Raw genomic sequence first — 25,874 nt, forward strand, 5'->3', positions numbered from 1 at the left:
GGTACCCGGCAGCACGGCCGCTATGCCCCGGCAGCGCTGACGACGGGTGTGAAACCGGTGTCCCGCGCTTCGCCGTACTGAAGGTCGAGGAGCTGCATCAGCCTGTCCCAGGCTTCAACCGCCGGTAACAGGCCTTCCTCCAGACCCTGAAATTTCTTGCGCATGACCGCCCGGGCCAGCTTGAACTGCATGGTCTTGCAGGTGGTGGAAATGGTTCTGGCCAACGCGGCGCCTTCGGCCAGCTCCGTCCGTCCCTGGCCCGCCAGCCAGTCCAGATAGCTCGAAAACAGCTCGAAATTCGCACCGAGCTGGCGCAGCGTGTTGAAGGCATAGAGATGGAAGAAATCGAACTCCCGCTGGCTGACCTTCTCCACCTGTGCCGGAAACACCGAAGCGAACGCAGCCACGGGATTTTCCGCAGGCCGGCGTTTCAGATGATGGCGCAACAGATCTTCCGAAACAGTCACAATGTGCTGCATGGACGGCAGACTGCCGGGAAATTTCACGAATTCGGTGTAGGGCAGGAACGGCAGCGACCCGGCATGCGCGCCGCGCTGGAAGACGCCGTCGAAGTCGTCGCCTTCCAGACGATGGAGGCCGAGCCCGTGGAAATACTCCATCGTCCGGTTTTCGAAATCCATCCGGTTGACGGCGATCGTGGTCTTGCCATGGCTGGCGTGATAGCCGACGCCCTGGGTGTCGGGCAGGAAAAAGCTGTCGACCTCGACCAGCGACAGGCGGCCGCGTTCGATCTGCTGCTGAACATGGAATTCGACCCGGTCGTAGATCGCCAGTTCCGTGACCTTCAGGCCATAGAGGGCTTCCAGGTCCTCCAGCGGCACCTTGAAGAAGGTGAACTGGTCGCCCTCGAAATCCTGGGTGAGCGAATAGGCAAGGCAGGCTTCCGGCGGCAGGCCGAGCGAGGGCAGAACCTCGATCCAGACATCGAGATAGCAGTTGGTCTCCGGCCAGTCGCGGTCCTGCGCATGAAGCGGGCTGCGCGCGTAGCCGGCCGCGCTCAGGGTATCAAAGACGGCGTCTGTCATGGTCTGCCCGATCCTCTCAACCCCAAAGGGCCGCTTTGACACCTTCGGGCCAGGCGGCGGTGTCGAAGCCGTGGTGCCGGAACAGGGCCAGGGCAATGCGCTCGAGGCCGAAGCCGACGCAGGCAGTGTGCGCGGGGGTGCCGTCCGCCTGGCGGATGTCCCAGGCCTTGCCGAAATTGTCCAGGTGGTAATTGAAGCTCATGCAGGCGGTCGGCTTTTCCTCCGACGTGATCGGAACCAGCATTTCAAACTTCAGTTCCTGTTCGCGCTGCCCGGACGCCAGCATCCTGCCTGCCCGGCCGAAAAACGGATCGTTGGCGACATCGACATGATGTGGCAATTCCAGCCGTTTCATCATGTCCTGGCCGCGCTGTTTCCAGGTCTCGCGGAACGTCATGGTCTGGTCCGCCGAACCGACACGCACATATTCGCGCTGACGGAACATCTGCATCCGGGCCGGATCCTTGGACGGTTCATGCCGGAAACAGTAGGACTGCAGGGCGACATAGGCACCTTCGGCAGCGAGCGGGCCGCGTCTCGACAGGATCGGATAGAGCGGATAGCAGGCCGCCGGAGTCAGCGCGACCTGAGTCGGCTTCTGGTCCTTCGACCAGTCCTCGCCGGCCGCCATGCACTGCAGCAAACCCATCTGGTCATGATCGTTGCCGCAGAAGGCATGAACGGTTCCCGCCAGCTGCGGAAAGTTCTTCATGTAACCGCTGGTCTCGAAATCCTGCATGGTCATGCCCGGCGGAAACACCATCGCTTCGGAAATCTCGTCCTGGCCGTAGCTCAGGGCGAAGGTCTCGAAGCGGGCAATGACATTTTCGAATTCACCGCTGCGCGCGTAAAGGCCATCGACGCCGCTGTCATGCAGAACGCCTTCGGAAAACAATTGATCGAGAAAAGAAACTTGCGCGTCCATTATTACCCCAGAAGGCTGGTATCTTGCTTGTTGACCAGAAGCATGGTCGACGTGTTGCCCAGAATGCGGTCGTTGGAAATCATCAGCTGGGCGGAATGGGCATCCCGCAGATGGCGACCGAGGCTGAAGGGCGTGCCGTTCTTGTATCCGGCTATGCCGCAGATCAGCATGCAATGGTTGATGATCGTCAGGATGGTCTGTGATGTGCCGATCTTGATGTTGTTCATGGCGACGGAAAAACTCATCGCGTTGAGTGCATCCCCGTCACCCTTGCAGCTTTCAAACTGCTTCAGACCTGCAACGACATTGGCCTTGACCAGTTGCAACAGGCTGGACGTCTCGGCGAGACGAAGCGCTCCAGGCGGGACCTGACCCGGCGACTTGCGCGCGGCGGCCTTGACGAAGCTCTGTGCACGCGCCACCGCGTCGGCGGCAATCCCGTACCAGAGCGCGCCCCACAGAAGATGCGACACGGCCAGCATCGACTGGGCGGCAATCTCGGCGAACGGCCGCGGCAGGATCTGCTCCGCGGGCGCCTCCGCCTTGAAGATGTAACCGTCGGAACAGGTTCCGCGCATGCCGAGCGTGTCCCATTTGCTGGTCTGCTCGAGCGTATACTGGTCTTTCAGGAAAACCGTCGCGACCTGATCGGAATGGGCGGCGTCCGGATGACGGCGGGACGTGACCATGATGGCATCGGCCTTGGCGCCGTAGGAGATCACGGTTGCGTCCTTGGTCAGGCGGGCCGTGTCGCCCTCGACTTCGATCGCGCAAAGCGAATTGCGCAGGTTGCCGCCGATGCCCGCCTCACTCGTCGCGGACGCAATCAGAAGCTGCTCGTCGCAGACGCGTTTCTGAAAGGCCTCGTGCCAGGCGCTCCCGGCCGCGTAGTCGGCAAGGCTTGCAATTTGGATCTGGTGCATGGCGTAGGTCATGGCGGTCGCCGCACAGGCCTGTCCGAGGATCGCACAAACATCGGCGATCTCGGTAAGGCTTGCGCCTTCGCCGCCATATTCCGGCCGGATCATGATCCCCAGAAGCCGTTCGGCTTTCAGAGCTTCCATGCCTTCGGACGGGAACCGGCCTTCGGTATCAACCTGATCGGCGAATCCGGCGGCGACCCTGGCGGCGCGTTTGGCGCGGTCGGCCAGAGCCAGCGCGGTGATTTTGCTGGCGGCGGTCATTGATCAGGCCGCCTGCTCTTCGACAATTTCGGAAAGCGCCGCTTCGATGGCGTCGATGGAAGAAAACGACTTGCGGTTCAGGAGATGCTCCGGAAACTCGATATCGAATTCCTCTTCCAGTGCCAGCATGACCTGAACAGACGCGAAGGAGGAGAGGCCGGCGTCGTAAAGGTCCGCGGCGTCGGCGATGTCTTCCACGGCGACGGGAAGATTGCCGTGTTTCGCCAGAATTGTCCGTATGGTCTGTTTCATCATGATCCTTGCCATCAATTATCGGTTCACGGGAGAACCTGCGCCTGCATTCCGGAGCGGAATATAGTACAAAAAAGAATAAACTGTGCTTAAAGAGCATGGTAAAAAATTACAGAAGAATAGCATTAAATTTTCTTAAGGTTAATTGATCTTAAGATTTCAATAACTTCTTCCAGACGTATTCAACGACCGGTTCTGCGCGGGCCTTGCAGATCTGCTCGGGACGCGCGTCTCAAGACGCCCCCACTGCGCGTGACATCTTGAAAAACCCGGCAGCAAGCTTCAGCAAGACGGCAGGGCCGCGAAATCCACGTGACCGACGGTCACCGACAGTTCTTCCGACCGGATTTGCCGGGCGCGATCCCGCCACCAGGTTTCGAGCGCCTGCGATGGCAGGTTCAGGTCCTCGCCGACCCGGACCCAGCCGCCCAGAAATTCCATCAGGAAATCGTGTTCGTGCGGCGCGACCCGCCAGTCGGACGGGCCCTGCACGACGCGGTAGCCGGCGGCTTCAAACAGCGCAATCGCCCGCGATGCCGCTTCCGGCCCGAGGGCCGGGCCGAAGCCCTTGTTGGTGCGCTGATGCCGGTCGTGAGCGGCGAGGATGTCGCTGTCGAACGGCGCTTCAGGATCGAAGCGTACGCGGCCGTCATAGGTCAGGCTCGCCAGAAAGGGTTTGCGGGCCTTGACGACCTGTTCGACCAGCCGTTCGACAAAGGCCTCCGACACAAGATCCAGAAACGCCGATGTGGTGACCGCGGCCACATCCGCGAAAGGCAATTGCTCCAGGTCACGGGCCAGATCGATCTGCCTGAGGTCGATCCGTCCGGTGCCCTGCTCCACCGGCTTCCGCCAGCGCTGCCCGGCGTGCTCAAGAAGGGCGGAATCGTGATCGCACAGCAGCCAGCCGGCGGGCTCCACACCTTTCGCCGCAAGAGCGGCCACGGTCGATCCGGCGCCGCTTGCCAGATCGAGAATGCGGACCGGTCCCGATGGCAGGCTGTCCAGGAACGCAGCCTCGACGTCCGTGTTCCGCGCTGCCAGATCGAGGGGCTCACGCAAGGCAAGCCATGTTGTCGAAAACCCGCTCATGGGCCTGTCTCCCGCAATATGTCTGAAAACCGGGCGGCGGCATCCTGCCAGTCCGGAAAGGCCCGTGCCGCCGACCGTGCCGCGTCTCCGAGACTGGCCCGTTCTTCTGGAGAAGTCAGCAGGCGCTGCAAGGCCGCGCGCAGGGCCGCGACATCTTCCGTGCCGCAATAGAGCGCGGCTCCTTCCGGCAGGGTCTCGCGCACCGCGCCGCCGCCGCTGCCGATGACCGGCAGGCCGTGGGCGAGCGCTTCCGTATAGGCCATGCCGTATCCTTCAAAGCGGCTCGCCAGCACGAATATATGCGCCGCGCGGTAATGAGCGGACAGATGGTCCTCCGGGACGGCACCGTGAAACCTTATCCGGTCGGACAGGTTCAGATCGGCGGACTGTTTTCGCAGGGCGCCATAACACGCCGGATCTGAGTCCAGGCCGCCGACGATGTCCAGATGCCAGGCGCCGGCATCCGCAGGCAGCTCCGCCAGGGCATCCAGCAACAGATCATAGCCCTTGCGCGGAACAAGCGTGCCGACGGACAACAGCCTTGTCACGTCCGATGCCGGGCGCGCATAAGTGTCCGGCTTCTCCGTACCCGGCAGGACGACCGATATCTTTTCCTCGGGAAACGCGAACAGGTCATGCACCTGGGCCGCCGTGGCCGGGCTGGTGACGATGACATGGCCGGCATGTTTCAGCGCGCAGGTCTCGCTTTCCAGCAAGGCCCTGGCCCGGTCCGGCGCAAGGCCGTTTTCCAGGCAGAGCGGATGATGAAGCAGGGCGACAAGACGCAGGTGATCCGTGGCGGCCGCCGCATGCGCGAGCGCGCCGAACGCAAGACCGTCAACGACGACACGTGTCCCTGCCGGCAAGGCCCGGAAGCGCACTTCTGCCGCGGACAGCGTTTCCGGGGAGGGAAACGGAAAACCGTCGCCCAGGGGCAACGGCTCGACCTGCCAGCCGAGCTTGCGCAATCCGGCCATGATCCGGCGGTCGTAGCCATACCCGCCGCTGGGTGTTGCCAGATCCCCCGGATATGCGAAATGGACAGATTGCATCTGCGGATCAGATCCCGGCTTCATACCAGGCCCGGGCGACATGGGATTCGGAAATCGTCACCCGAATGGCGGCCAGTTCCGTCCCGGCGCGCCCGAGACGGCTGTCGCGGGCCGCACGCGAAAGGTGATCGTGAATATGCTTCGTCAGGAACTCGGTCGTCGTGTTGGTACCGGCGAATTCCGGGACCTCGTCCAGGTTCTTGTAATTGAGCGGCTGCAGCACTTCCTTCAGCGCCTCGTGAGCGCGGCCGATGTCGATCACCACGCCGTTTTCGTCGAGGGTCTCGGCCAGAAAAGCGGCATCGATGACGAATGTCGCCCCGTGCAGCGCCTGGGCCGGGCCGAACAGCTCTCCCCTGAAGGAATGCGCAATCATGACGTGGTCGCGAACTTCAACTGCAAACATCTTTGTGATCCTGAAATGACTGATTGTTCGATGTCGGGCTCAGCCGGTGTGGCCGGACCCGTTCTCATAGCGGACAACGGCTGCCAGAACATCTGACGCCTTGTTCAACACTTCGGGAAGCTGCTCCGGCAACTCCGCGAAGGGAATTCGGTGGCTGATCAGTTTGTCGAGCACCGGGTCGGCGAGCAGGGACAGCGCCAGTTCTAGGCGCCGCCGGTAGCTCCACCGGTCGCGCCGGTCCGGGGCGATGGTGCCGACCTGGCTCGATATCAGCCTGAGCCTGCGGCAATGGAAATCGGCGCCGAGCGGCGCCTCCACGGCCCTGGCGCCGTACCAGCTCATCTCGACGACAGTCGTTCCGTCGCCGGCGCAGGCAAGCGCGGTGGCAAGTCCCGCCGAGGACGCGCTGGTGTGAAAAACGAGATCCTGATCGCGGGGCGCGTCGGCCGGCAGGGCGAAGGCCAGGCCAAGTGCCTCAGCGATCGCCGCACGGCCCGGATTGGTATCGATCACCGTCACTCTTGACCCGGGCAGCCGTCCCGCGACATATGCGGTCAGGAGACCGACAACCCCACCCCCGACCACGCAGATGTGATCCCCAGGTGATGGTTTTCCGTCCCATATAGCATTGATCGCCGTTTCCATATTCGCTGCCAGAACAGCGCGTTCGGCAGGGACGCCATCGGGAACCGGCACACAGGACGCTGACGGGAGTGCAAAGACGCTTTGATGCGGAAACAGCGAAAAGACCACACGTCCGGCAAGCTCCGGGTCCCCCTTCAGGACCGTGCCGACATTGGCATAGCCGTATTTCACGGGAAAGGGGAAGTCGCCGGCCTGATGTGGCGCGCGCATGCGCTGCCATTCGCTCATCGGAATCTCTCCACGGAAAACAAGACCCTCGGTGCCCCGGCTGACGCCACTGAAAAGCGATTGCACCAGCACTTCACCGGCGCGCGGACCGGCGCCGGCAACCGGCTCGATCGCGCATTCACCAGGGCCGGTGTACCACAGCGCCTGCGCCTTGCCTGTGTCGCGCGTCACCGGTGTTTCCGCAATCATTATGTAACTTCTCCCGTCATCAACCCTGGTTCCTGTCAATCTTAGGACATTTTGGCATGCGCACTATTGCGACGTTCGCCAGGATTGGAAGTCAAAAAAATGTTCAAGGCTTTTGACATGCGTGTATTTGAAGGATCAACAGCCCCCATGACCGCCAGGCGCGTTCTTTTTGCCGCACTCGTTGTCATCAGTTTCGCGGCGCTTGCCGCGCTGATGACCGTAACCCTGTCACCGGGGGGATATTCGGTGCTCGACACGGTGATCGTCGCCTGTTTCATGGTGACCCTCCCCTGGACCATCATCGGGTTCTGGAACGCGGTGATCGGCTTGCTTGTGATGCGGCTTTCCCGGGATCCCGTCGACGCCGTCTGCCCGATCGCGCATGGCGACGCCTCCCTGCCGCTGACAAGTTCGACGGCCCTGCTTTCCTGCGTGCGCAACGAGGATACCGAAAGCCTCGAGACCAATCTCAGCGCCATGATGTCCCGTCTGGCCCGCGCCGGCGAGGCAAGCCGGTTCACGCTTTACGTGCTGAGCGACACCTCCCTGGACGATGTCGCCCTGCAGGAGCAGCAGATGACGGCGCGGCTTCAGGAACGCCATGCCGGCCAGATGGAGGTGGTCTACCGCCGCCGGGACACCAACCCGGGGTTCAAGGCCGGCAATATCGCCGACTTCTGCGACCGGTGGGGCGACTTGCATGATTTCGCGCTGGTGCTGGATGCGGACAGCTACATGTCGGCGGATGCGATCACGGGACTTGTCCGGCGCATGGAAGCCAATCCCAGGCTGGGTATTCTGCAGAGCCTGGTGGTCGGTTTGCCGACCGACAGTGCCTTTGCCCGGATTTTCCAGTTCGGCATGCGCCTCGGCATGCGCTCCTACACCATCGGCAGCGCCTGGTGGCAGGGTGATTGCGGCCCCTACTGGGGACACAATGCCATCCTGAGGATCAAGCCCTTCAAGGAAGAGTGCCGGCTTCCGGACCTGCCCGGCAAGGGACCGCTTGCGGGCACGATCCTGTCCCACGATCAGGTGGAGGCGGTTCTGATGCGCCGTGCCGGTTACGAGGTCCGGGTGCTGCCGCAGGAAACCGGGAGCTATGAAGCCAACCCGCCTCATCTACTGGAATACATCCGGCGGGATCTGCGCTGGTGCCAGGGCAATCTGCAATACCGCAGGCTGCTCGGCCTGCCGGGCCTGAAGCCGGTCAGCCGTGCGCAGCTTTTTCTCGCCATCCTGATGTTCCTGGGGTCGCCGGCCTGGATCGGCTTCATGACCGCCGCTGCCGTGCTTGGCCTGGTCAGCGACGGCACGCCGTTCCGCGCGGATACCGGCGCCCTCGTGTTCTTCACGGTGCTCACGATGGTGTTCGCGCCGAAGCTTGCCACAGTGGCCGACGTGCTGGCGAGACAGGATCTGCGCAAGGCCTTCGGCGGGACGTTGCGCATTCTTGTGAGTGTCGGTGCCGAGATTGTCTATGCGGCCATGCTGGCGCCGATCATGGCGGTGGCGCACACGATCTTCATGGGCGGCCTCGTGTTCGGCAAGACAATCGGCTGGGGCGCGCAGGCCAGGGGCGTGCAGAGACTGCCGGTCGTGCTGGCCCTGCAGAAGCTCTGGCCGCAGATGCTCTTCGGCCTGGCCGGCCTCGCCTGGCTCTCCGGTCAGCCGATCGGGCTTGTGTGGCCGGTCATCCCCGTTGCCATCGGGCCTCTCTTCGCCGGCCTGATCGCCGTCACCACCTCGACCCGCACGCTCGGACAACTCGCCATCTCATCGACCCTGTGGCGGATCCCGGAAGAAACCGCTCCGCCGGAGGACCTTCTGGACCTGCATCTGCCGGCCCTGACCAGGGGCCCCGCCCCGGCGGCCGGCCAGCCGGAACTCGGTCAGGGCGACGCGGAACCGGCGAAGGCGTGAGGCCCGGCCGGCTGCGGCCATCGCTGGCAGCCTGACGCAAGGCGTCATCGTGTAAACTGAAATGGTCAGCGAAGGGCCTGTCCCCAAACGCAAATGGGACCGACGTGGGCCGGTCCTTGTCCTGTCGAGAAGACTGAACCGATTAAGCCGCGTTGGAAGAGGTCAGCGGCTGTGTCAGGAGATCGTAGATTTCCTGTGCGTCCACCGAGCCGCGCAGTCCCTTGGTGACCGACGCGTCCCTCAACTGGCGCGCGATCCTCGCAAGCGCCTTCAGATGGTCGGCTCCGGCGCCTTCAGGCGCCAGCAGCAGAAACACGAGATCGACGGGCTCGTCGTCGAGGGAATCGAAATCGACAGGCTTGTCCAGCTTCGCGAACAGACCGACCAGCCTGTCCAGACGCACGAGCTTGCCGTGGGGAATCGCGATACCGTGGCCGACACCGGTGGAACCAAGGCGTTCGCGCTGCAGGAGCGTGTCGAAAATCTCGCGTTCCGAAAGACCGGTCAGCTCTGCCGCCCTGGCAGCAAGTTCCTGGATCGCCTGTTTTTTGCTTTTGGCCTTCAGGCTTGCAATCACCGCGTCTTTACCCAGAAGATCACTAAGATCCATTAGTCCGCCTACACGTTTCAGAAGCCGGCTTCCCGGGGGAAGCCGACCTCGTCATATCTCTACTCGGCAGCCTGTTTGGCCACCAGTGCCGGGTCAATCCAGCCTATATTGCCATCCGGCCGGCGATAGACAACATTGACACCGCCATTTGCCGCATTTTTGAACAGGACGACCGGAGCTTCGGTCAAATCCAGTTCCATAACCGCCATGCCGACGGTCATCGTCTTCACTTTCGCGGAAGTCTCGGCAATCACCAGCGGATTGAAATCCACCGGCACTTCCTCGTCTTCCTCCGGCGAGGCAAGCACATAGGACGCGGCATCCATCGCCTCACGGTCAGCGCCGTTGTGGCTGTGATGATCCTTCAGCTTGCGCTTGTAGCGCCGCAATCTCTTCTCGATCTTGTCCGCGGCCTGATCGAAACCTTTGCGCGGATCCTGATCCTGCGCGGACACCTGGAGCACAATTCCCGTGTCCAGATGCAGGCTGCACTCGGACTTGAAGCCCGTGCCTTCCCTGCTGAGCGTGACGTGGCCTGTAAAACCGCCTGTGAAATATTTCTCAAGCGCATCTTCGATTCGGTCATTGATATGGACGCGCAGTGCATCGCCGACATCAACATTCTTACCCGAAATCCGCAAAGCCATGGGGACCTCTTCTTCTTCTATTGACCGATAGGTCACCGGCGTGCCGCCGGTGCAGAAACGCGATACGTTTCAAGCTTACAGAATGGACCAGTCAGCGCCGAAGCGCCATCCCTCATTACGTCACGAGGGCGGTGCTATAATTGCGTGTTGGACAAGAGTCAATTGATTATGAAACGATGTAACAAGTTTCAAAAAGGAACTTGGAATTCCAAGGTATTGTTTCAGCCGACATCTCTGAAACGTGCCGAAAGTTGCGCTGCGGAATACATGGGGCCGCCTCTAAAGGCGTGAATTTTTTTCGCGGCGTCTTTGCACCGAAGAGCCTATTTTCATGGCCTCCCGGTACTTGGCCACCGTTCTGCGCGCGATGTCGATGCCGTCATCCTTCAGAATTTTGACAAGCGTGTCGTCCGACAGGATGGCTTTCGGCGCTTCCGCATCGATCAGTTGCCTGATCTTGTGGCGGACCGATTCGGCCGAATGCGCGTCGCCGCCGACCGTTGCCGAAATGGCCGAGGAGAAGAAATACTTCAGTTCGTAGATGCCGCGTGGCGTCGCCATGAACTTGTTGGACGTCACCCGGCTGACGGTCGATTCATGCATGCCGATGGCCTCGGCGACCGTCTTCAGGTTGAGCGGCCTGAGATGGGCGATGCCGTAGGTCAGGAAGCCGTCCTGCTGACGGACGATTTCCGTCGAGACCTTGAGGATCGTTCTTGCCCGCTGGTCGAGGCTCTTGGCGAGCCAGCTCGCCGTCTGCAGCGAGTCGGTCATGTACTCCTTCTCCGTCTCGTTGCGCGCCGTCTTGATGACCTTGGCATAGTAGGTCTGGTTGACGAGCACCCTTGGAAGCGTGTCAGAGTTCAGTTCGATCGCCCAGGTGCCGTCGTTGGCCGGCCTGACGAAGACATCGGGCACAACGGGCTGGACCAGGGCGGACCCGAAAACGCTTCCGGGCTTCGGGTCAAGCGCGCGGATCTCGGCAATCATTTCCACGAGGTCCTCCTCGTCCACCGCACAGACCTTTTTCAAGCCGGCGAGATCGCGCTTTGCCAGCAGCTCGATATTGTCGATGAGCGCTTCCATGGCCGGGTCGAACCGGTTCTTGTCGATCAGCTGGAGTTTCAGGCATTCGGCGAGATCACGCGCGAACACTCCGGCGGGCTCGAAAGCCTGCAGCACGCAGAGCACGGCTTCAATCCGGTCGGCACCGACACCAAGCTGCCCTGCGGTCTCGCCCAGATCGATGTAAAGATAGCCGTTCTCGTCCAGGGAATTTATCAGATGCCCGGCGATCAGCTTGTCCGCCTCGTCGGTCAGCGCCAGGTGCATCTGTTCTTCCAGGGTGCCGACCAGAGACACTTCCTCGGCGACAAAGGCCTCCAGGTTGTAGTCCTCGGAAGCCCCGCCGCTGGAGACGTTCTTGTAGCTGTCGCCGCCTTTCAGCAATGCCGGGTCGGGAGATGCCGGGACGCCGGGTTCGTCGGGAAAGACATTGCCGAGATCCGTGTCCATGCGCGCGGCGATGGCTTCCGAGCCGGTCTCCAGGTCGTTCTGCATCCAGTCGCCCGAACCGGGTTCCTCGGAGGCCGCCGGCGTGCCCGCGCTGTCCGCGAAAGGCTCGGAATTGCCTTCGGAGCCGGTGTCGCCATCCGCGCCGGTCTCTCCGGAGTCGGTCTTTTCCAGAAGCGGATTGCGCTCCAGTTCGGCCTCGACATAGGCAACCAGATCAAGATTGGACATCTGCAAAAGCTTGATCGCCTGCATCAATTGCGGCGTCATGACCAGCGACTGGCTCTGCCGCATTTCCAGCTTGGTTGAAATGGCCATGTGTTTCTGGGGTGCCCGCTATGCCCGCTTGGTCTGCTTCTTGCTTATTCCTTGCCGAGCCAGTGTATAGCGTTGCGCACCGCCTGTCATCAAAGGGTGAATTGTTCACCCAGATAAAGCCGCCGGACGTCAGGATTGGTGACGATTTCCTGGGGCAGGCCCTCGGTCAGAACCTCACCGGAGGCGATGATATAGGCCCTGTCGATCAGGCCGAGCGTTTCGCGCACATTGTGATCGGTGATCAGAACACCGATGCCGCGCTGGGTCAGGTGGCGCACAAGCTGCTGGATATCCCCGACCGCGATCGGATCGATGCCGGCAAAGGGTTCGTCGAGCAGCATGAAGGACGGGCGGCTGGCGAGTGCGCGCGCAATTTCGACGCGCCGGCGCTCCCCGCCGGAAAGCGCGATGCTCGGCGACTTGCGCAGGTGCGTCAGACCGAATTCGGCCAGCAGCGAGTCGAGTTCCTCACGGCGCCTGTGCCGGTTTGGCTCGATCACCTCCAGCACGGCGCGGATGTTCTCTTCCACCGTGAGCCCCCGGAAGATGGACGCCTCCTGGGGCAGGTAGCCGATGCCGAGACGGGCCCGGCGGTACATCGGCATCCGGGTGATGTTGAGCCCGTCCAGGGATATCTGGCCCTGGTCCGGCCGGATCAGCCCCGTGATCATGTAGAATGTCGTGGTCTTGCCCGCGCCGTTCGGACCCAAAAGCCCCACCGCCTCGCCGGGCCGCACGGACAGGCTGACATGTTTGACCACCTGACGCCGGCCATAGGTCTTGCCGATGCCGTCGACGACCAGCGCACGGGACAGATCCGCGGATTGATCCCCGGACTGATCCGCGGGTCCCGCTGCGACGCCTTGTAGGCCGTTATTGTCCGGAGAAATTGTCTTCACTGATGCGCCGTCCATCCGATCGTTGCCGGGACCTGACATAAGGTCTGCGTCCCGGACTGTCGAGTGAGGGTCCGGAAACCGGCTCACTCGGCGTTCTGCACGCTGTTGGGCTGTATGCGCACCTTGACCCGTCCGCCACCACTGCCCGACACATTGCCGCTGCCGGCGGTCAGGTTTGCCTGGCCGGTCTTCAGGTTCACGGTCAGCCTTTTGCCGACCACCACGTTCGGCCCCTGGCTGAGAACGACTTCCTTGCCGGTCATCACCATGACTTCCCGGGTCATGTCGAAACTGGCCGCATCGCCGCGGGCAGTCTGGTCCTTGGAGGTGATGTGAACGCCGCCGGCGGCCTCGAGACGCGATATGCGCTGCTGGACCGCGCTTTCCTGAGTCTCGGACCCGGATCCAGACGCGGACCCGGCGTAGAACACCTTCAGCCGCTCGGTCTTCAGACTGGTTTCACCCTGCACGACAACGACGTCGCCGACGAAGGTGGCCGTGTTGTTGCCGTCCTCGACACGCAGTTCGCTGGCCTCGATCTCGATCGGTTCACCGTCACTGGCCCCGAAGCCCGCGAAGGCATCCGAAAAGGTCTGTGCATGCGCGGAGCCGGCAAACAGGATTGCAGCACCTGCGATCATCATGCGCTTGAGAAATGTCATCGCCTATTGTCCTTGCGAGGCCGGGTTGAGTGTCATCTTGATCCCGTCGGAGAACCGGACGAGACCCTTGGCCTTGTCGTAATCGAGTTTACCGGCGACAACATGACCCTGATCTGAACGGATGGAAACCGGCTCTGTCGTCGTCATCGCGCCGTTGGTCAGATTGATCCCCACTTCGGACAGATCGACCTTGTAGCCCTCGCTCCACTCGATCTGGATGCCCTCGTACAGCCTGAGTGTTTCCGCAGCATTGTTGTAGGTGCCCTTGAGCGCGATGATCTCGGCGCTCTGGTCCTTGCCCAGAACGATGTCGGCGCGGATGGTCTCCAGATCGATGATGCGCGGATCGCTGAGCCGTTGAATGGCGCGCCGCGCGGTCACCTGATAGGACCGGTCGCCGTCATGGCCCGACAGTTCCGGCTGGTCCATCACCAGCCCCTCACTCGTCAGCATGACGTTGGAGGCACCAAAACTGTTGAGCAGGTTGAACAGGACCACCAGCCCGATCATGCCGGCGAGAATCAGCAGGCCGATGCCGGGAAGGACCCAGCGCAGGACACGCACCAGCACACTGTGCCGGCGCGCCGCCCGCTGCGTGCGGTTCAATCCCCTCGTGGGAGCTGCCCCGTTGGGAGCCGACCCTCCCGGAAAATCAGTGACAGCGCTCAACAAGGTCTCCGACCACGCTCTTGTTCCACGGCGAACCGCATTATCCCAAAACAGTTACGAATGGGCAAAGATGTCTGTTTCCTCCCACCCCTTGAGATCGAGTTCCGCCCGGACAGGCAGGAATTCGAAACAGGCGGCGGCAAGGTGGCCACGCTCCTCGCGGGCGAGCATGAATTCCAGTTTTTCCTTCAAGGCATGCAGATGAAGCACATCCGATGCCGCGTAGGCCAGTTGGGCGTCGCTGAGCGTCTCCGCAGCCCAGTCCGAGCTTTGCTGCTGCTTGGACAATTCGACACCGATCAGTTCGCGCGTGATATCCTTCAATCCGTGCCGGTCCGTATAGGTCCGCACCAGCTTCGAGGCGATCTTGGTACACCAGACCGGCGTGACCCGGATATTCAGATAGTGCAGCAACACCGCGACATCAAACCGGGCGAAATGAAAAATCTTCGCTTTTGCCGGATCGCTCATGAGCGCCTCCAGATTCGGAGCCGTTTTCTGGCCCCTGGAAATCTGGATCACATCCGCCGATCCGTCTCCCGGAGACAGTTGAACCACGCACAGGCGGTCCCGGTTGGGATTGAGACCGAGCGTTTCGGAATCGACCGCCACCGCGCTTGCCGTCTCATAGGCTTTCAGGTCCGGCAAATCGCCCTTGTGATAGCGGATCGTCATGACGTCTCGTCTCCTTCGGCGGCTCCCGCCCGCATTTTTAGCTTTCGATTTGACCGTCAGGTAGAACATGCCGTCGCGTGTGGCAAGCATCTTGACCGCTGAAACGCCTTCGCCTGCCCGCCAGTTCACCCGCCCGCCTGGCTACTTCTTGATGCGGAACGCCTCATGGCACGTCTTGCAGGTTCCGCCAAGCGATGCGAAGGCACCGGCGACCTCCTGCATGTCCGCGCCGCGGTCCGCGAGCTGCTTCATCGCCCTTGCGGCTTCCTGCAGTTCGTCCGAATAGGCCCGGAATTTTGCCCGGTCCGTCCAGATCGCGGGGCTCGCCTCGGTCGGCGCCTCCAGGCTGCCTTCGGGAAACAGGTCGACAAGCGTCTTTCCGGCATGGCCCGCGATGGTCGCGCCGGCCGAAGACACCAGTGCCGGATCGTAGGAACCGGCCCTCAGCATCCGTCCGACCGCCTTCATCTGTCCGCCGATGTCCGACATGGCGTCCATGCGCTCCTTGACGATGCCGGTCGCGCCGCCATGGGCCCAGGCCGCTCCCGCCGCCACAATCCCGGCCAGCAGGACAGATCCAACCCGCAATTTTTTCATCAAAAATCCTCCGCGTCAGTTGATGCCGTTCGCCCGCTGCAACAGGCGCACATAGGCAACAATGCTTTCAACATCACTTTGCGAGACGCCTTCGACCGGTGGCATGTCGCCGAACGGCCAATGATGCGCCCGCACCCCGCGCAGCGCCGCCAGCAGAAAAGCGCCGTCTCCATGATGGCCCGGCTCGTAGATCCTGTGCACAAGCGGCGGACCGGCCCCGTCCCGGCCGGCTGCATTCACGCCATGACACACAGCGCAATTGTCCTTGAAGAGGCTTTCGCCCTCAAGGGCCTGCCCGCCGAGTTCGGGCACGCTGACGGCCACCATGGCCGCACCCGCCCTGTCGGACCTGTCGGACCCGTCGCCGTCTTCCGTCAGGCAGCCCCAGACAAGAACACCCAATACGGCCAATAACGGACCGGCCGAGACGATCAGGAGTTTTCCGAGCAGGCCTTGTTTTCTCATGCCTTGTCCCCTTCCGCCTTGTCCCCTCCTGCCTCGCCGCTGTCCTGCGCCCCCGGCGCTCCGGACAGGTCGTCGATGATCGGACAGTCCGGCCGGTCATCGCCGTGGCAGGCCCTGACCAGGTCCGACAGGACCCGTTTCAGGGACTGGAGCTCTTCGATCTTGCGATCGATCTCATCGATTTTCTCCCGGGTGATTTCCTTGACGTCCGCGCTCGCCCGGTTGCGGTCCTCGTAAAGCGACAGCAGTTCACGGCACTTGTCGATGGAAAAACCGAGACTGCGCGCGCGCTGCAGAAACTTCAGCCGCTGCAGATCGGTCTCCAGAAAGTCCCGGTAGCCGTTCTCGCTGCGCGCGGGCCGCACCAGACCGATTTCCTCGTAGTAGCGGATGGTCTTGACCGGCAATCCGCTTTGCCAGGAAGCCGCGCCGATGTTCATCTTCCCCCCTTTTCCAGGTCCAGTCCGCGCAGGCGAAGGGCATTGCCGACCACCGAAATGGACGACAGGCTCATGGCCAGGGCCGCCAGCATCGGAGACAGCAGAATGCCGAAGACCGGGTAGAGCAGCCCGGCGGCGACCGGCACGCCGACCGCGTTGTAGACAAAGGCGAAGAACAGATTCTGGCGGATGTTGCGCACGGTTTCGCGCGCCAGCGTGCGGGCGCGCCGAATGCCTTCCAGATCGCCCTTCAGAAGCGTCAGGCCGGCGCTTTCCACCGCGACATCCGCGCCGGTGCCCATCGCGAGCCCGACATCGGCGGCGGCCAGTGCCGGCGCGTCATTGACGCCGTCACCGGCCATGGCCACGACACGGCCACCGGCCCTGAGATCCTCGATCAGCTGTTTTTTGCCGGCCGGCAGCACGCCGGCATGGACCTCGTCGATCCCCAGAGCACCGGCGACCGCCGCGGCGGTGCGCGGCGCATCGCCGGTTGCCATCACGATCCGGATACCGTCTTCATGCAGCGCGTCGATGGCCGCGCGGGCATTCGGTTTGACCGGGTCGGCGACCGCGACAAGCCCGATGAGCTGCGCGGTGCCGCCGGACTTGCGGACCAGATGCATCACCGTTTTGCCCAGTTCGGCGAGTTCCCCGGCACGGTCTGCAAGGTCCGACAGGTCGGCGCCGGTTTCGGCGGCGAAGGCCGCGTTGCCGAACAGGATCTCGTTGCCCTCCACCAGCGCGCGCACGCCCTTGCCCGTGACCGCCTCGAAGCCGTTTGTTTCCGGCAGGTCCAGACCGCGCCTGGCGGCTTCCTCCAGGATGGATTCCGCCAGCGGGTGCTCCGATCCCTTCTCCAGGGCAGCGGCCAGACGCAGCAGGTCGTCTTCAGTGCTGCCGGGCGCCGGCACGACCTCGCTGACCGACGGCTTTCCTTCCGTGAGCGTCCCGGTCTTGTCGATCACCAGGGTGTCGACCGAGGCCAGGCGTTCCAGGGCTTCGGCGGTTTTCACCAGCACGCCGGCCTGGGCACCGCGTCCGGTGGCGGTCATGATCGACATGGGCGTCGCCAGACCGAGCGCGCAGGGGCAGGCGATGATCAGCACGGACACCGCGGCGATGATCGCATGGACCAGCGACGGGCTTGGCCCGACCGCCAGCCAGACGGCAAAGGCCAGCACGGCAGCGCCAACGACGGCGGGAACGAAATAGGTGGCGACCCGGTCGGCCAGGCCCTGGATCGGCGCGCGCGAGCGCTGCGCGGACGACACCATGTCGACGATCCTGGACAGCATCGTGTCGGCGCCGACGAGCTTCGCCTCCATCACGAAGGATCCCGTCTTGTTGAGCGTGCCGCCGGTGACCTTGTCTCCGGAAGCCTTTTCAACGGGCACCGGCTCGCCGGTGACCAGGCTTTCGTCCACCGACGATCCGCCGTCCACGACAACCCCGTCGACCGGCACGGCCTCCCCCGGCCGCACCCTGAGCCGGTCGCCCGCCAGGATGTTTTCAAGAGGCGCGTCGTATTCGTCGCCTGCGGGCGTGATCCGCCGCGCGGTCTTGGGCGCAAGATCCAGCAGCGCGCGGATGGCATCGCCGGTGCGCTCGCGGGCGCGCAGTTCCAGCACCTGGCCGACGAACACCAGCGCGACGATCACCACCGCGGCCTCGAAATAGACCGGCATGTGCCCGCTCCCGCCCTTCAGCGTTTCGGGGAACAGGAACGGCAGGAACGCGGCCACCATGGAATAGAGATAGGCGGCGCCGACCCCGATCATGATCAGGGTCCACATGTTGAACTTTCGCGTGACCAGCGAGGTCCAGCCGCGCCTGAAGAACGGCTGCGCCGCCCACAGCACGACCGGTGTCGCCAGCAATGCCTCCAGATAGATCGCCAGGCCTTCGCCGATCCAGCTGCGGACCGGCACGCCCAACATCGGCCCCATGGTCAGGATCAGCAGCGGAACCGCGGCCAGCGCACTGACCCGCAGCCGGCGGCCGAAATCGATCAACTCGTGATTGGGCTCGTCCGAAACCCCGCTCATCGGCTCCAGCGCCATGCCGCAGATCGGGCAGGTGCCCGGCCCTTCCTGCACGATTTCCGGGTCCATCGGACAGGAAAACAGCGCGCCGCCCGGGCTCTGCTCCGCGTCCCGCGCCTTTTTCCTGGCGCTGTTGCCGGACAGATAGAACCAGGGGTCGCCCTCGAACCTGTCGTGGCAACCGGAACTGCAGAAATGATAGTCCGTGCCCTTGTAGCTGAGCGACGGCTTGCCCCGGCCCAAAGGGACCGACATGCCGCAGACCGGGTCGGTGGTGGTGGTCTCGGCGGTTGGTTCTGCGGGCCTGACGGCTGTGTCGTGCATGGTCTTGGTGGCTCTGTTGAATATCGAAGGGTCTTTCAGATAGACCCTCCCGTGACTGGAAGGTCAAGCACGGGAAAACACGCAGCCGGAACCGCGCCGGACCTTCAGGCAGACGGGAGAGCGGGTAGGCAGACGGGAGAGCGGGCAAGACGCGCGGCGTAGCAAAACAAGCTGCAAACGCGGCCTCCGGTGGCTTGTTCCGGCGCGCCGGGCAGCGTTGCGCTGCTTGAACGGTCAACCAGACCGCCCTTCGCAGCGCGCCTCGTCGGCAAATCGAGGCGATGCCATCAGACAGGCTCCTGTCAATTGAGGTTGCTACACCCCGCTGCCGCCGCGCTTCGCTGGCGGGCCCTCCGGAAAGCCCTCGTACCAGCCGGCATGGGTGCCCGCGTGATTGTCGAAGCCCGGTTTGGTCAACAGGCCCACCGGGGCCGCGTAGCTGTCGATGCGGCGTTCGGGCTGCTCGCGCCAGTTGACGTTCACCGCCCAGAGCTTGGGAAAGAACCAGAGCGAATTATACGGCAGGTGATCGTGGATCCACCACGCCAGCCGCCGCCAGTCGCCCTCTGCGCTGTATCGGTCGTGCACCCAGGGCACGATGATGCAGGCCGTCGCCCCGAGCCGGCCCTCACCGTCGCGATAATCCCAGATGTGATGGGCATGATTGGCCTCGTTGCGGGCGCAGTTGAGGCCGTTCTCGTTGCCGAAGCCGTTGACCTCCGGCGAGCGGTAGGCGGAGCGGATGGCGACATGCCCGAACGCGGCCCTGAGCGGCTCCAGCAGTTCCCCGCACAGCTTCGTCCCCGCCTCGACCGCGACATCGGGATGATGCGGAATGTTGGGGATGCCGTAGTAGTTGGAGATTTCCGAATAGAGAAAATCCCGCATGAAAAAATTCTCCGACAGGCGCACCCGGCCGAGGGTTTCGAGACCTTTCATCGATTTTGGTTGGCGCATGGGTGGCTCCTTTGCGTTTGGCGGTTGGGCGTTCTTGTTCGCTTCGACCAACGCGTCCTGCAAGCCCGCCGCAATTCCCGACTGTCACCCCGGCCAAGCGGAGCGCAGAGCCGGGGCCTACTCGCCGTGCCGCTTGCCAAAGCGGAGCTCAGTGTGCCGGGGCTGCCCGTCCTGTTTCGAGCTCTCTGCGAACGAGGGGGCCCCGGCTCTCGCTGCGCTCGGCCGGGGTGACATGGTCGAACACATGTTTCTCCACCCAGCCACGGCCGGCCCACGAGGGGCTTGTCGCAGCTCGCGCGTGCAGGAAGAATCACACATCGGGCACATGGATCCGTTTGAGCGGTATCATCGTCCGGTAGCGCGCCGACAGCTTGTCGTAATTCTCCAGCACCAGCTTTACGAATTGCTCGCCGTCGATCAGCCGGAGTTTGGGGCGGTTGCGCTCCAGAACGCGGGCGGGCCTGCTGTAGGAACCTAGATTGACGAACAGAGCGCATTCGCCCTCGCCGAGCGTACCGAGCAACTGGCTGACTTCCGGCTCTCCCGTCTGGCCGGTCATACGCTTGCACTGAACCTTGATGATCGGCGGCTCGAAGCCGAGTTCGTCGCTATGAGCGATGACATCGACACCGCCGTCGCCGGATTTCTCGGAGACCCGCGCGGTATAACCCAGACATTCCAGAATATGCGCGACGAAATGCTCGAACTCGTAGCCGCTCAGCACAGAATGAAGCTTGCGGACCACGTAATCCTCGGTGGTCTCTTCCGCCTGCCGCGAGACGGTGCCGGCGACACTGTCGTCGTCTGGGGTCGCCGTATCCTCGTCTCCAGCTTCCGGTGCGCTCACCGACGGGTCGATCTTCGCCAGAAATTCCTGCCTGTGGGTCTTGACGAGGAAGAGTGTTAGGAACGATCCGATTTCATAGAGCGCGGACTGGGGGAAGTCGCTGCGCGGAAAGCTGCCGAGCCAGTCCACCGCACGCCGATTGGGATAGGTGCCCTCGCCGGTATCCGCGATATGGGTCACAGGACCGATAACGCGGCCAATATTCACCTGCCGGTTGTGCTTGGATGGATAGACGACGACATCGCCTTCCTTGATCTCGTGAAGGAAACGGAAGAGCACACCTGCCTCGACCGGAATCGCACCCGCCTTCTTTTCCGGATAGGCGCGGATAATCGCCGCCTTTATCGCCTCGCGATCCTTGGGCAAGGCGGAGACGTCGCCCAGACCTGCCCAGCCGATAGCGACATAACCGCGCTCCAGCGCATCCGAACCGATCTCCTCCTGCATGTGCAGGCCCCAGAGTGTGGTCATGCGGCGTATCTCCCGTTTTCATTGCCTTGCACCTGATTTGACCCCATGCACTATTGCAGAAAACTACAGCCTGTCCGAATCGAGGGCAGATAACGTGAGACTATTGAATGCCGACATTGAACTGGATTGGAAAAGACGCGGTCGAACATCACCACGCCGAGGTGCCGTATCGGCTGGTACATTGCGATAGCGAGCTTTCCGCCGGTGATCCAGACGCGGGCAACCTTCTGGTTCAGGGCGACAACCTTGAGGCCTTGAAGGCCCTCCTGCCGTATTACGGCGGACAAGTGAAATGTATCTATATCGACCCGCCCTATAACACCGGCAACGAAGGCTGGGTCTACAACGACAACGTCGCATCGCCCGAAATCAAGGCTTGGCTTGGCAAGGTTGTCGGTAAAGAAGCAGAAGACCTTTCACGCCACGATAAGTGGTTGTGTATGATGTATCCTCGTTTGCGATTACTTCGCGAATTTTTGCGCGAAGATGGTGTGATATTTGTCAGCATAGATGACAACGAACTTACACACTTGACGAGCTTAATGTATGAAATTTTTGGTAAAACAAATTGGCTTGGTACGATTTGCTGGAAGAACGCTACAGACAACAACCCCAGCCGAATTGTAATTGAACATGAATACATAATCTGTTTCGCGAAGAGAAAAGAAAAGGTTGACGCACACTGGAAAAGTCCAGCGTCACCAGTGCGAGAAATAATCCAAGAAAAAGCACAGGAACTTGTGGTGGAGCTCCCTGGCGTTGAGAACAACCAAATACGCCAAAAAAAGTATAGGAAATGGTTTAAAGAACAAAAACCCTACCTTTGGCCGTTTCAGGAATATGACGAGATCGATGAACGCAGTGTCTTTACCGGAAGCCGTTCTGTGCACAACCCCGGAAAAGAAGGCTACGTTTATGACATTTTGCATCCGAAGACCGGAAAGCCAACTAAGAAACCTCTTATGGGATATCGCTTTCCTGAAGAAACAAGGGATAGGCTCCTCGCTGAAAAGCGTTTCATCTTCGGCAGCGATGAAGACAAGATCGTCGAACTGAAAGTATACATTGAAGAGTGGAAGAGCAAGCTATCGAGTTTGTATGAACTCGATGGCCGTCGAGGGTCGAATGAGATCAAGGATATTCTTTTTGAGAAGAAAAGACCGTTCTCAACTCCTCCCAAGCCGATTGAGTTGCTTTCTGACTTAATCAGTTTTGTAACAACAGGGAACGATATAGTTCTTGACTCATTCGCCGGGTCTGGTTCGACTGGCCATGCTGTGATGGACTTGAATAAATCTGACGAGCAAAAACGCCGCTTCATCTTGATCGAGATGGACCCGGAAATTGCGACACAGATCACCACAGAGCGTTTGCGACGTGTCGCGGATGGATACAACAAGAAAGGGGACGCGCAGAAACCCGTCGAGGGACTAGGCGGTGGTTTTCGGTATTGTCGCCTTGGCGTTTCGCTCTTCAACGAGTTTGGCGATATCGACGCCGCCGTGAGCTTCCCCGATCTTGCCGCGCATATCTTCTTTACGGAAACTGGCGCACCGATACCGTCCAGAGCCAATGGGAACTCACCCTTCCTTGGCAAGCATGGTGACAAGGCGGTGTATCTGCTATTCGCACCAGGGCAGGAGGGGACTCCCAGAGAGGCTTTGGGTAATGTTCTGACCCCAGCCGCACTGACCACCCTTCCTACGCCGCCTGACGGCTCTGAGGGCGCGCGTGTGGTCTATGCCGAGGGCACGACCGTATCGCCCGACAGGCTGAAAGCCGAGAGCGTTGTGTTCAAGCAGATCCCCTATCAGATCGAGGGGGCGTGACATGGCCGCGACCAACTTCGAGATGAAAGAGTATCAGAAGATCTCGCTGGATCACTTCACCAGCTATCTGCGCGACACAACGGAAATGGGGGCCAACATGGCCTTCTACAAGTCCACCAATATGCCGTTCAGGGAAGCACCCGCCGTGGCCGAGGGCACGCCCTATGTGTGCCTTCGCGTGCCAACGGGGGGCGGCAAGACTTTGCTGGCCGCGCATTCTGTCGGCATTGCCGCGCTGGAATACCTGAACGCGTCGAATCCCATGGTTCTCTGGCTGGTACCGTCTACCGCCATCCTCGATCAGACCGTTGACGCCTTGAAGACAGAGGGCCACCCGTATCGCGCTGCCCTGGCCAAGGACTTCAACCGAAACTTTTCGGTGATGACCAAGGCCGAGGCGCTGGCCATGTCGCGCGCAGACGCGACCGGCGGGGCGGTGGTGATCGTGTCTACTATCCAGTCCTTCCGCCGCCAAGACGACAGCGGAAAGGAAAACCCGGAGGGCTTGAAGGTCTATGAAGACGCTGGCGCGCTCATGGATCATTTTGAAAACCTGACGGACGCACACAAAGCGCCCTTGGAAAAGGTCGAGGGGACCGAGCGTCCGATTGCGTCACTGGCCAACCTGTTGCGCCTTCACCGTCCGATGGTGATCGTTGACGAGGCTCACAACAGCCGGAGCGATCTTTCGTTCCGCACGCTGGCCCGGTTCAACCCGTCGCTTATCCTTGAGCTGACCGCCACACCGCAGACCGAGCACAACCCGGCCCGCGACAAGCACGCCTCGAACATCCTCTATTCCGTTTCCGCCGCCGAGCTGAAAGCGGAAGAGATGATCAAGATGCCCATCCGTCTTACCACAGATGGCGAGTGGACCAAGACCGTGGGCTCAGCGCTGGACAGCCAGCGAATGCTCGAAGAGGCAGCGAAGGCGGAAGAGACCGAGACAGGCGAATACATTCGCCCGATCATCCTGTTTCAGGCACAAAGCGCGTCGAAGAATGATCCGACTCGCCTGACATGGGAGAAAATAGAAGAGCATTTGAAGAACGACCAACGCATCCCGAAGGAACAGATCGCCGTTCACACGGGGCCTCGCAAAGACCTTGATGACATTGCGGACATCCGCGACCCGAATTGCCCGGTTCGCTACATCATCACCGTGGCCAAGCTGAAAGAGGGATGGGATTGCCCCTTCGCCTATGTGCTGTGTTCGGTGGCCGATCAAGTCTCACCGGTGGCCGTGGAGCAAATCCTTGGCCGGATCCTCCGGATGCCTCGAGCCGAGAGAAAGCGACGTGACGCGCTCAACCAGTCCTATGCCTACATTGTTTCACGTAGCTTCGACGCCACCGCCCAGCAGCTCAAGACGGGGCTTGTGGAGGGCGCGGGCTTCAATCGACTGGAAGCCGATGAAATCGTTGCGCCGCAGCAGGACATGGGCTTCTCGGAAAAAGCCGAAGAATGGAAGCACGAGTCCGATCCGTTGCCTGAAGAGACTACGTCGCACGAGACGATCGCCGCGGCGATGGAGAAACTGCCGCAATCCGTGAAAACGCGGGTTTCCTTCAATCCAGAGACACGGACAATCTCCTACAAAGGCCCGATGACGCGCGAGAACCGCAACATCCTTCACCTTGGCTTGGCGTCGCTTCCGCAGGTGGGCAAGACCATCGACCGGCTCTATGCCGAGTCCAACAACTTCCAGACCAGCGCCGCCGACGACGACGATAAGCCGCCATTCATCGTACCAATGCTGGGGTTTCGAAAGCAGGGTGAACTTCAGCTCTTCTCGCAAGAGCATTTCCTCGACCTGCCGTGGAGGTTGGACGAATGCAACGTAAGTGACATTACGAGCCGATTCAGCGTGGCTGACACCAGCCGAACCGGAACCATCAATGTCAGCGACAAGGGCCAGGTTGAGATCAATTTTGTAAAGCAGATTCAAGGGCAATTGGCAGGGGTTGTCAAAGAACCAACCTGGACCCTCCCGCGCCTTGCCAACTGGCTCGACTCAGGCATCGTTCACCCCGATATTACCAAGCCAAGTGCGATTGTCTTCATATCGCGTGCGATTGAGGCATTGATGGCCTCGGGGCTTGAACTGGATGTCCTGGCCCGTAACAAATATGACCTGCGAAAGGCGATGGCTCAGTTCATCAAGGACCTGCGCGGTGAACGCGAGACCAGCCAATACAGCGCTCTTTTCGCCGCCAATGCCGACGATTTTTCGACCAGCGCTGACTTGTCCATCATTTTCGATGAGCAGACCTATGCACCGAACCAGCCCTATTCCGGGGCGACCAAGTTCAACAAGCATTACACCCATCTTGTCGGAGACTTGGCGGCTAGTGGCGAAGAGTTTGATTGTGCCGTCCATCTCGACCGGCACGAAAAGGTTCGCTACTGGATGCGAAATGTCGAAGGGAAGAAATCTTCTTTCTGGCTTCAACTCCCTCACGCCAAGTTTTACCCCGACTTCGTTGCGATGCTGACCGATGGCCGCATTCTTGTCGTGGAATACAAGGGGCAACACCTTTATGAGGGCGAAGTAGTCAAAAGACAGATCGGCACGGTTTGGGCAGATGCCAGCAATGGGCGCTGCCTTTTCTGCATGCCAACCAATCGTAACTACGCGCTCATTGACCAGACAATCGGTTAGAAATACGAACACTTCCGTACGGCTCGTGGCAATTGACATGCTCGATACCGACAGCGCAATTGTAATTCTCCATACAGGCGGACGTGGCATTTTCGGAAATCAACCGTCACGGGAAGTTATGTCGCTCCCGCGAAAGCGGTACTCTTTTCACGTCCACAAGTCTTTCGGGCGATGAAATGGCTCTCGTCTTGCGCCCCTCTCCCCCCTTGCGGGAGAGATGTCAGCTTTGCTGACAGAGGGGGGTGAAGCGGTTCGGCGCATTCGAAAAGGGATTGTTTGCCGAGAGGCCGACACCCCCCTCTG

The 25,874-nt window shown here is 61.3% G+C and carries 24 protein-coding genes; 3 read left to right on the plus strand and 21 right to left on the minus strand.

Annotation, left to right across the window (positions count from 1 at the left end; genetic code table 11):
* Positions 1-20: 20 nt before the first annotated feature.
* The 8 genes from WNZ15_RS02685 to WNZ15_RS02720 form a co-directional block, all read right to left on the minus strand.
* Complete coding sequence (locus WNZ15_RS02685) at positions 21-1,046, minus strand: DUF1839 family protein (protein ID WP_342891388.1); 1,026 nt, start codon at positions 1,044-1,046, stop codon at positions 21-23.
* 16 nt (positions 1,047-1,062) lie between these two features.
* On the minus strand, positions 1,063-1,971 hold the full coding sequence (locus WNZ15_RS02690; protein ID WP_342891389.1) for an amino acid--[acyl-carrier-protein] ligase: 909 nt from the start codon (positions 1,969-1,971) through the stop codon (positions 1,063-1,065).
* A gap of 2 nt (positions 1,972-1,973) precedes the next feature.
* Positions 1,974-3,155, minus strand: a complete 1,182-nt coding sequence (locus WNZ15_RS02695) for an acyl-CoA dehydrogenase family protein (RefSeq protein ID WP_342891390.1) — start codon at positions 3,153-3,155, stop codon at positions 1,974-1,976.
* A gap of 3 nt (positions 3,156-3,158) precedes the next feature.
* Positions 3,159-3,407 carry an acyl carrier protein gene (locus WNZ15_RS02700; protein WP_342891844.1) on the minus strand — a complete coding sequence of 83 codons (249 nt, stop codon included), beginning with the start codon at positions 3,405-3,407 and terminating at the stop codon, positions 3,159-3,161.
* A gap of 282 nt (positions 3,408-3,689) precedes the next feature.
* Complete coding sequence (locus WNZ15_RS02705; RefSeq protein WP_342891391.1) at positions 3,690-4,499, minus strand: class I SAM-dependent methyltransferase; 810 nt, start codon at positions 4,497-4,499, stop codon at positions 3,690-3,692.
* A complete protein-coding gene (locus WNZ15_RS02710; RefSeq protein WP_342891392.1) occupies positions 4,496-5,551 on the minus strand; it encodes a glycosyltransferase family 4 protein in 1,056 nt (351 codons plus the stop codon). The genes WNZ15_RS02705 and WNZ15_RS02710 overlap by 4 nt, the downstream gene beginning before the upstream one ends.
* A 7-nt stretch (positions 5,552-5,558) precedes the next feature.
* The gene (locus tag WNZ15_RS02715) at positions 5,559-5,957 is read right to left on the minus strand and encodes a 6-carboxytetrahydropterin synthase (protein ID WP_342891393.1); all 399 of its coding nucleotides are present in this window, start codon (positions 5,955-5,957) and stop codon (positions 5,559-5,561) included.
* A 39-nt stretch (positions 5,958-5,996) separates the two neighbouring features.
* Complete coding sequence (locus WNZ15_RS02720; RefSeq protein ID WP_342891394.1) at positions 5,997-7,019, minus strand: zinc-binding alcohol dehydrogenase; 1,023 nt, start codon at positions 7,017-7,019, stop codon at positions 5,997-5,999.
* A gap of 147 nt (positions 7,020-7,166) precedes the next feature.
* Here WNZ15_RS02720 and mdoH point away from each other — a divergent pair, with 147 nt between their 5' ends.
* A complete protein-coding gene (gene mdoH / locus WNZ15_RS02725) occupies positions 7,167-8,942 on the plus strand; it encodes a glucans biosynthesis glucosyltransferase MdoH (protein ID WP_342891395.1) in 1,776 nt (591 codons plus the stop codon).
* A gap of 142 nt (positions 8,943-9,084) precedes the next feature.
* Here the strand turns inward: mdoH and ptsN are convergent, their stop codons facing one another.
* The 13 genes from ptsN to WNZ15_RS02790 all read right to left on the minus strand — a co-directional run bounded on the left by ptsN (position 9,085) and on the right by WNZ15_RS02790 (position 21,080).
* Entirely contained in the window at positions 9,085-9,552 is a 468-nt protein-coding gene (gene ptsN / locus WNZ15_RS02730; RefSeq protein ID WP_342891396.1) for a PTS IIA-like nitrogen regulatory protein PtsN, read from the minus strand.
* 59 nt (positions 9,553-9,611) lie between these two features.
* Positions 9,612-10,199: a ribosome-associated translation inhibitor RaiA gene (gene raiA, locus WNZ15_RS02735; protein WP_342891397.1), complete on the minus strand. Its 588-nt coding sequence runs from the start codon at positions 10,197-10,199 to the stop codon at positions 9,612-9,614.
* A 279-nt stretch (positions 10,200-10,478) separates the two neighbouring features.
* Complete coding sequence (gene rpoN, locus WNZ15_RS02740; protein WP_342891398.1) at positions 10,479-12,029, minus strand: RNA polymerase factor sigma-54; 1,551 nt, start codon at positions 12,027-12,029, stop codon at positions 10,479-10,481.
* Between the two features lie 89 nt (positions 12,030-12,118).
* Positions 12,119-12,943, minus strand: coding sequence for an LPS export ABC transporter ATP-binding protein (gene lptB / locus WNZ15_RS02745; protein ID WP_342891399.1), 825 nt, complete (start codon positions 12,941-12,943; stop codon positions 12,119-12,121).
* Positions 12,944-13,011: 68 nt separating this feature from the next.
* Complete coding sequence (locus WNZ15_RS02750; protein ID WP_342891400.1) at positions 13,012-13,590, minus strand: LptA/OstA family protein; 579 nt, start codon at positions 13,588-13,590, stop codon at positions 13,012-13,014.
* Between the two features lie 3 nt (positions 13,591-13,593).
* Complete coding sequence (lptC, locus tag WNZ15_RS02755; RefSeq protein ID WP_342891401.1) at positions 13,594-14,259, minus strand: LPS export ABC transporter periplasmic protein LptC; 666 nt, start codon at positions 14,257-14,259, stop codon at positions 13,594-13,596.
* 54 nt (positions 14,260-14,313) lie between these two features.
* Positions 14,314-14,934, minus strand: coding sequence for a ribonuclease D (locus WNZ15_RS02760; protein ID WP_342891402.1), 621 nt, complete (start codon positions 14,932-14,934; stop codon positions 14,314-14,316).
* Between the two features lie 141 nt (positions 14,935-15,075).
* Positions 15,076-15,531, minus strand: a complete 456-nt coding sequence (locus tag WNZ15_RS02765; protein WP_342891403.1) for a cytochrome c — start codon at positions 15,529-15,531, stop codon at positions 15,076-15,078.
* 15 nt (positions 15,532-15,546) lie between these two features.
* Positions 15,547-15,996: a cytochrome c gene (locus WNZ15_RS02770; RefSeq protein WP_342891404.1), complete on the minus strand. Its 450-nt coding sequence runs from the start codon at positions 15,994-15,996 to the stop codon at positions 15,547-15,549.
* The gene (gene cueR / locus WNZ15_RS02775; RefSeq protein ID WP_342891405.1) at positions 15,993-16,436 is read right to left on the minus strand and encodes a Cu(I)-responsive transcriptional regulator; all 444 of its coding nucleotides are present in this window, start codon (positions 16,434-16,436) and stop codon (positions 15,993-15,995) included. Before cueR ends, WNZ15_RS02770 begins: the two co-directional genes overlap by 4 nt.
* Positions 16,433-18,805: a heavy metal translocating P-type ATPase gene (locus WNZ15_RS02780; protein ID WP_342891406.1), complete on the minus strand. Its 2,373-nt coding sequence runs from the start codon at positions 18,803-18,805 to the stop codon at positions 16,433-16,435. Before WNZ15_RS02780 ends, cueR begins: the two co-directional genes overlap by 4 nt.
* A 315-nt stretch (positions 18,806-19,120) precedes the next feature.
* Positions 19,121-19,762: a hypothetical protein gene (locus WNZ15_RS02785; protein WP_342891407.1), complete on the minus strand. Its 642-nt coding sequence runs from the start codon at positions 19,760-19,762 to the stop codon at positions 19,121-19,123.
* Between the two features lie 310 nt (positions 19,763-20,072).
* On the minus strand, positions 20,073-21,080 hold the full coding sequence (locus tag WNZ15_RS02790; protein ID WP_342891408.1) for a restriction endonuclease: 1,008 nt from the start codon (positions 21,078-21,080) through the stop codon (positions 20,073-20,075).
* 107 nt (positions 21,081-21,187) lie between these two features.
* Here WNZ15_RS02790 and WNZ15_RS02795 point away from each other — a divergent pair, with 107 nt between their 5' ends.
* Positions 21,188-22,909 carry a site-specific DNA-methyltransferase gene (locus tag WNZ15_RS02795; RefSeq protein ID WP_342891409.1) on the plus strand — a complete coding sequence of 574 codons (1,722 nt, stop codon included), beginning with the start codon at positions 21,188-21,190 and terminating at the stop codon, positions 22,907-22,909.
* A 1-nt stretch (position 22,910) separates the two neighbouring features.
* Positions 22,911-25,571: a DEAD/DEAH box helicase family protein gene (locus WNZ15_RS02800; RefSeq protein WP_342891410.1), complete on the plus strand. Its 2,661-nt coding sequence runs from the start codon at positions 22,911-22,913 to the stop codon at positions 25,569-25,571.
* Positions 25,572-25,874 lie beyond the last annotated feature (303 nt).

This window comes from Roseibium sp. AS2 (assembly GCF_038900065.1).
GTDB lineage: Bacteria > Pseudomonadota > Alphaproteobacteria > Rhizobiales > Stappiaceae > Roseibium.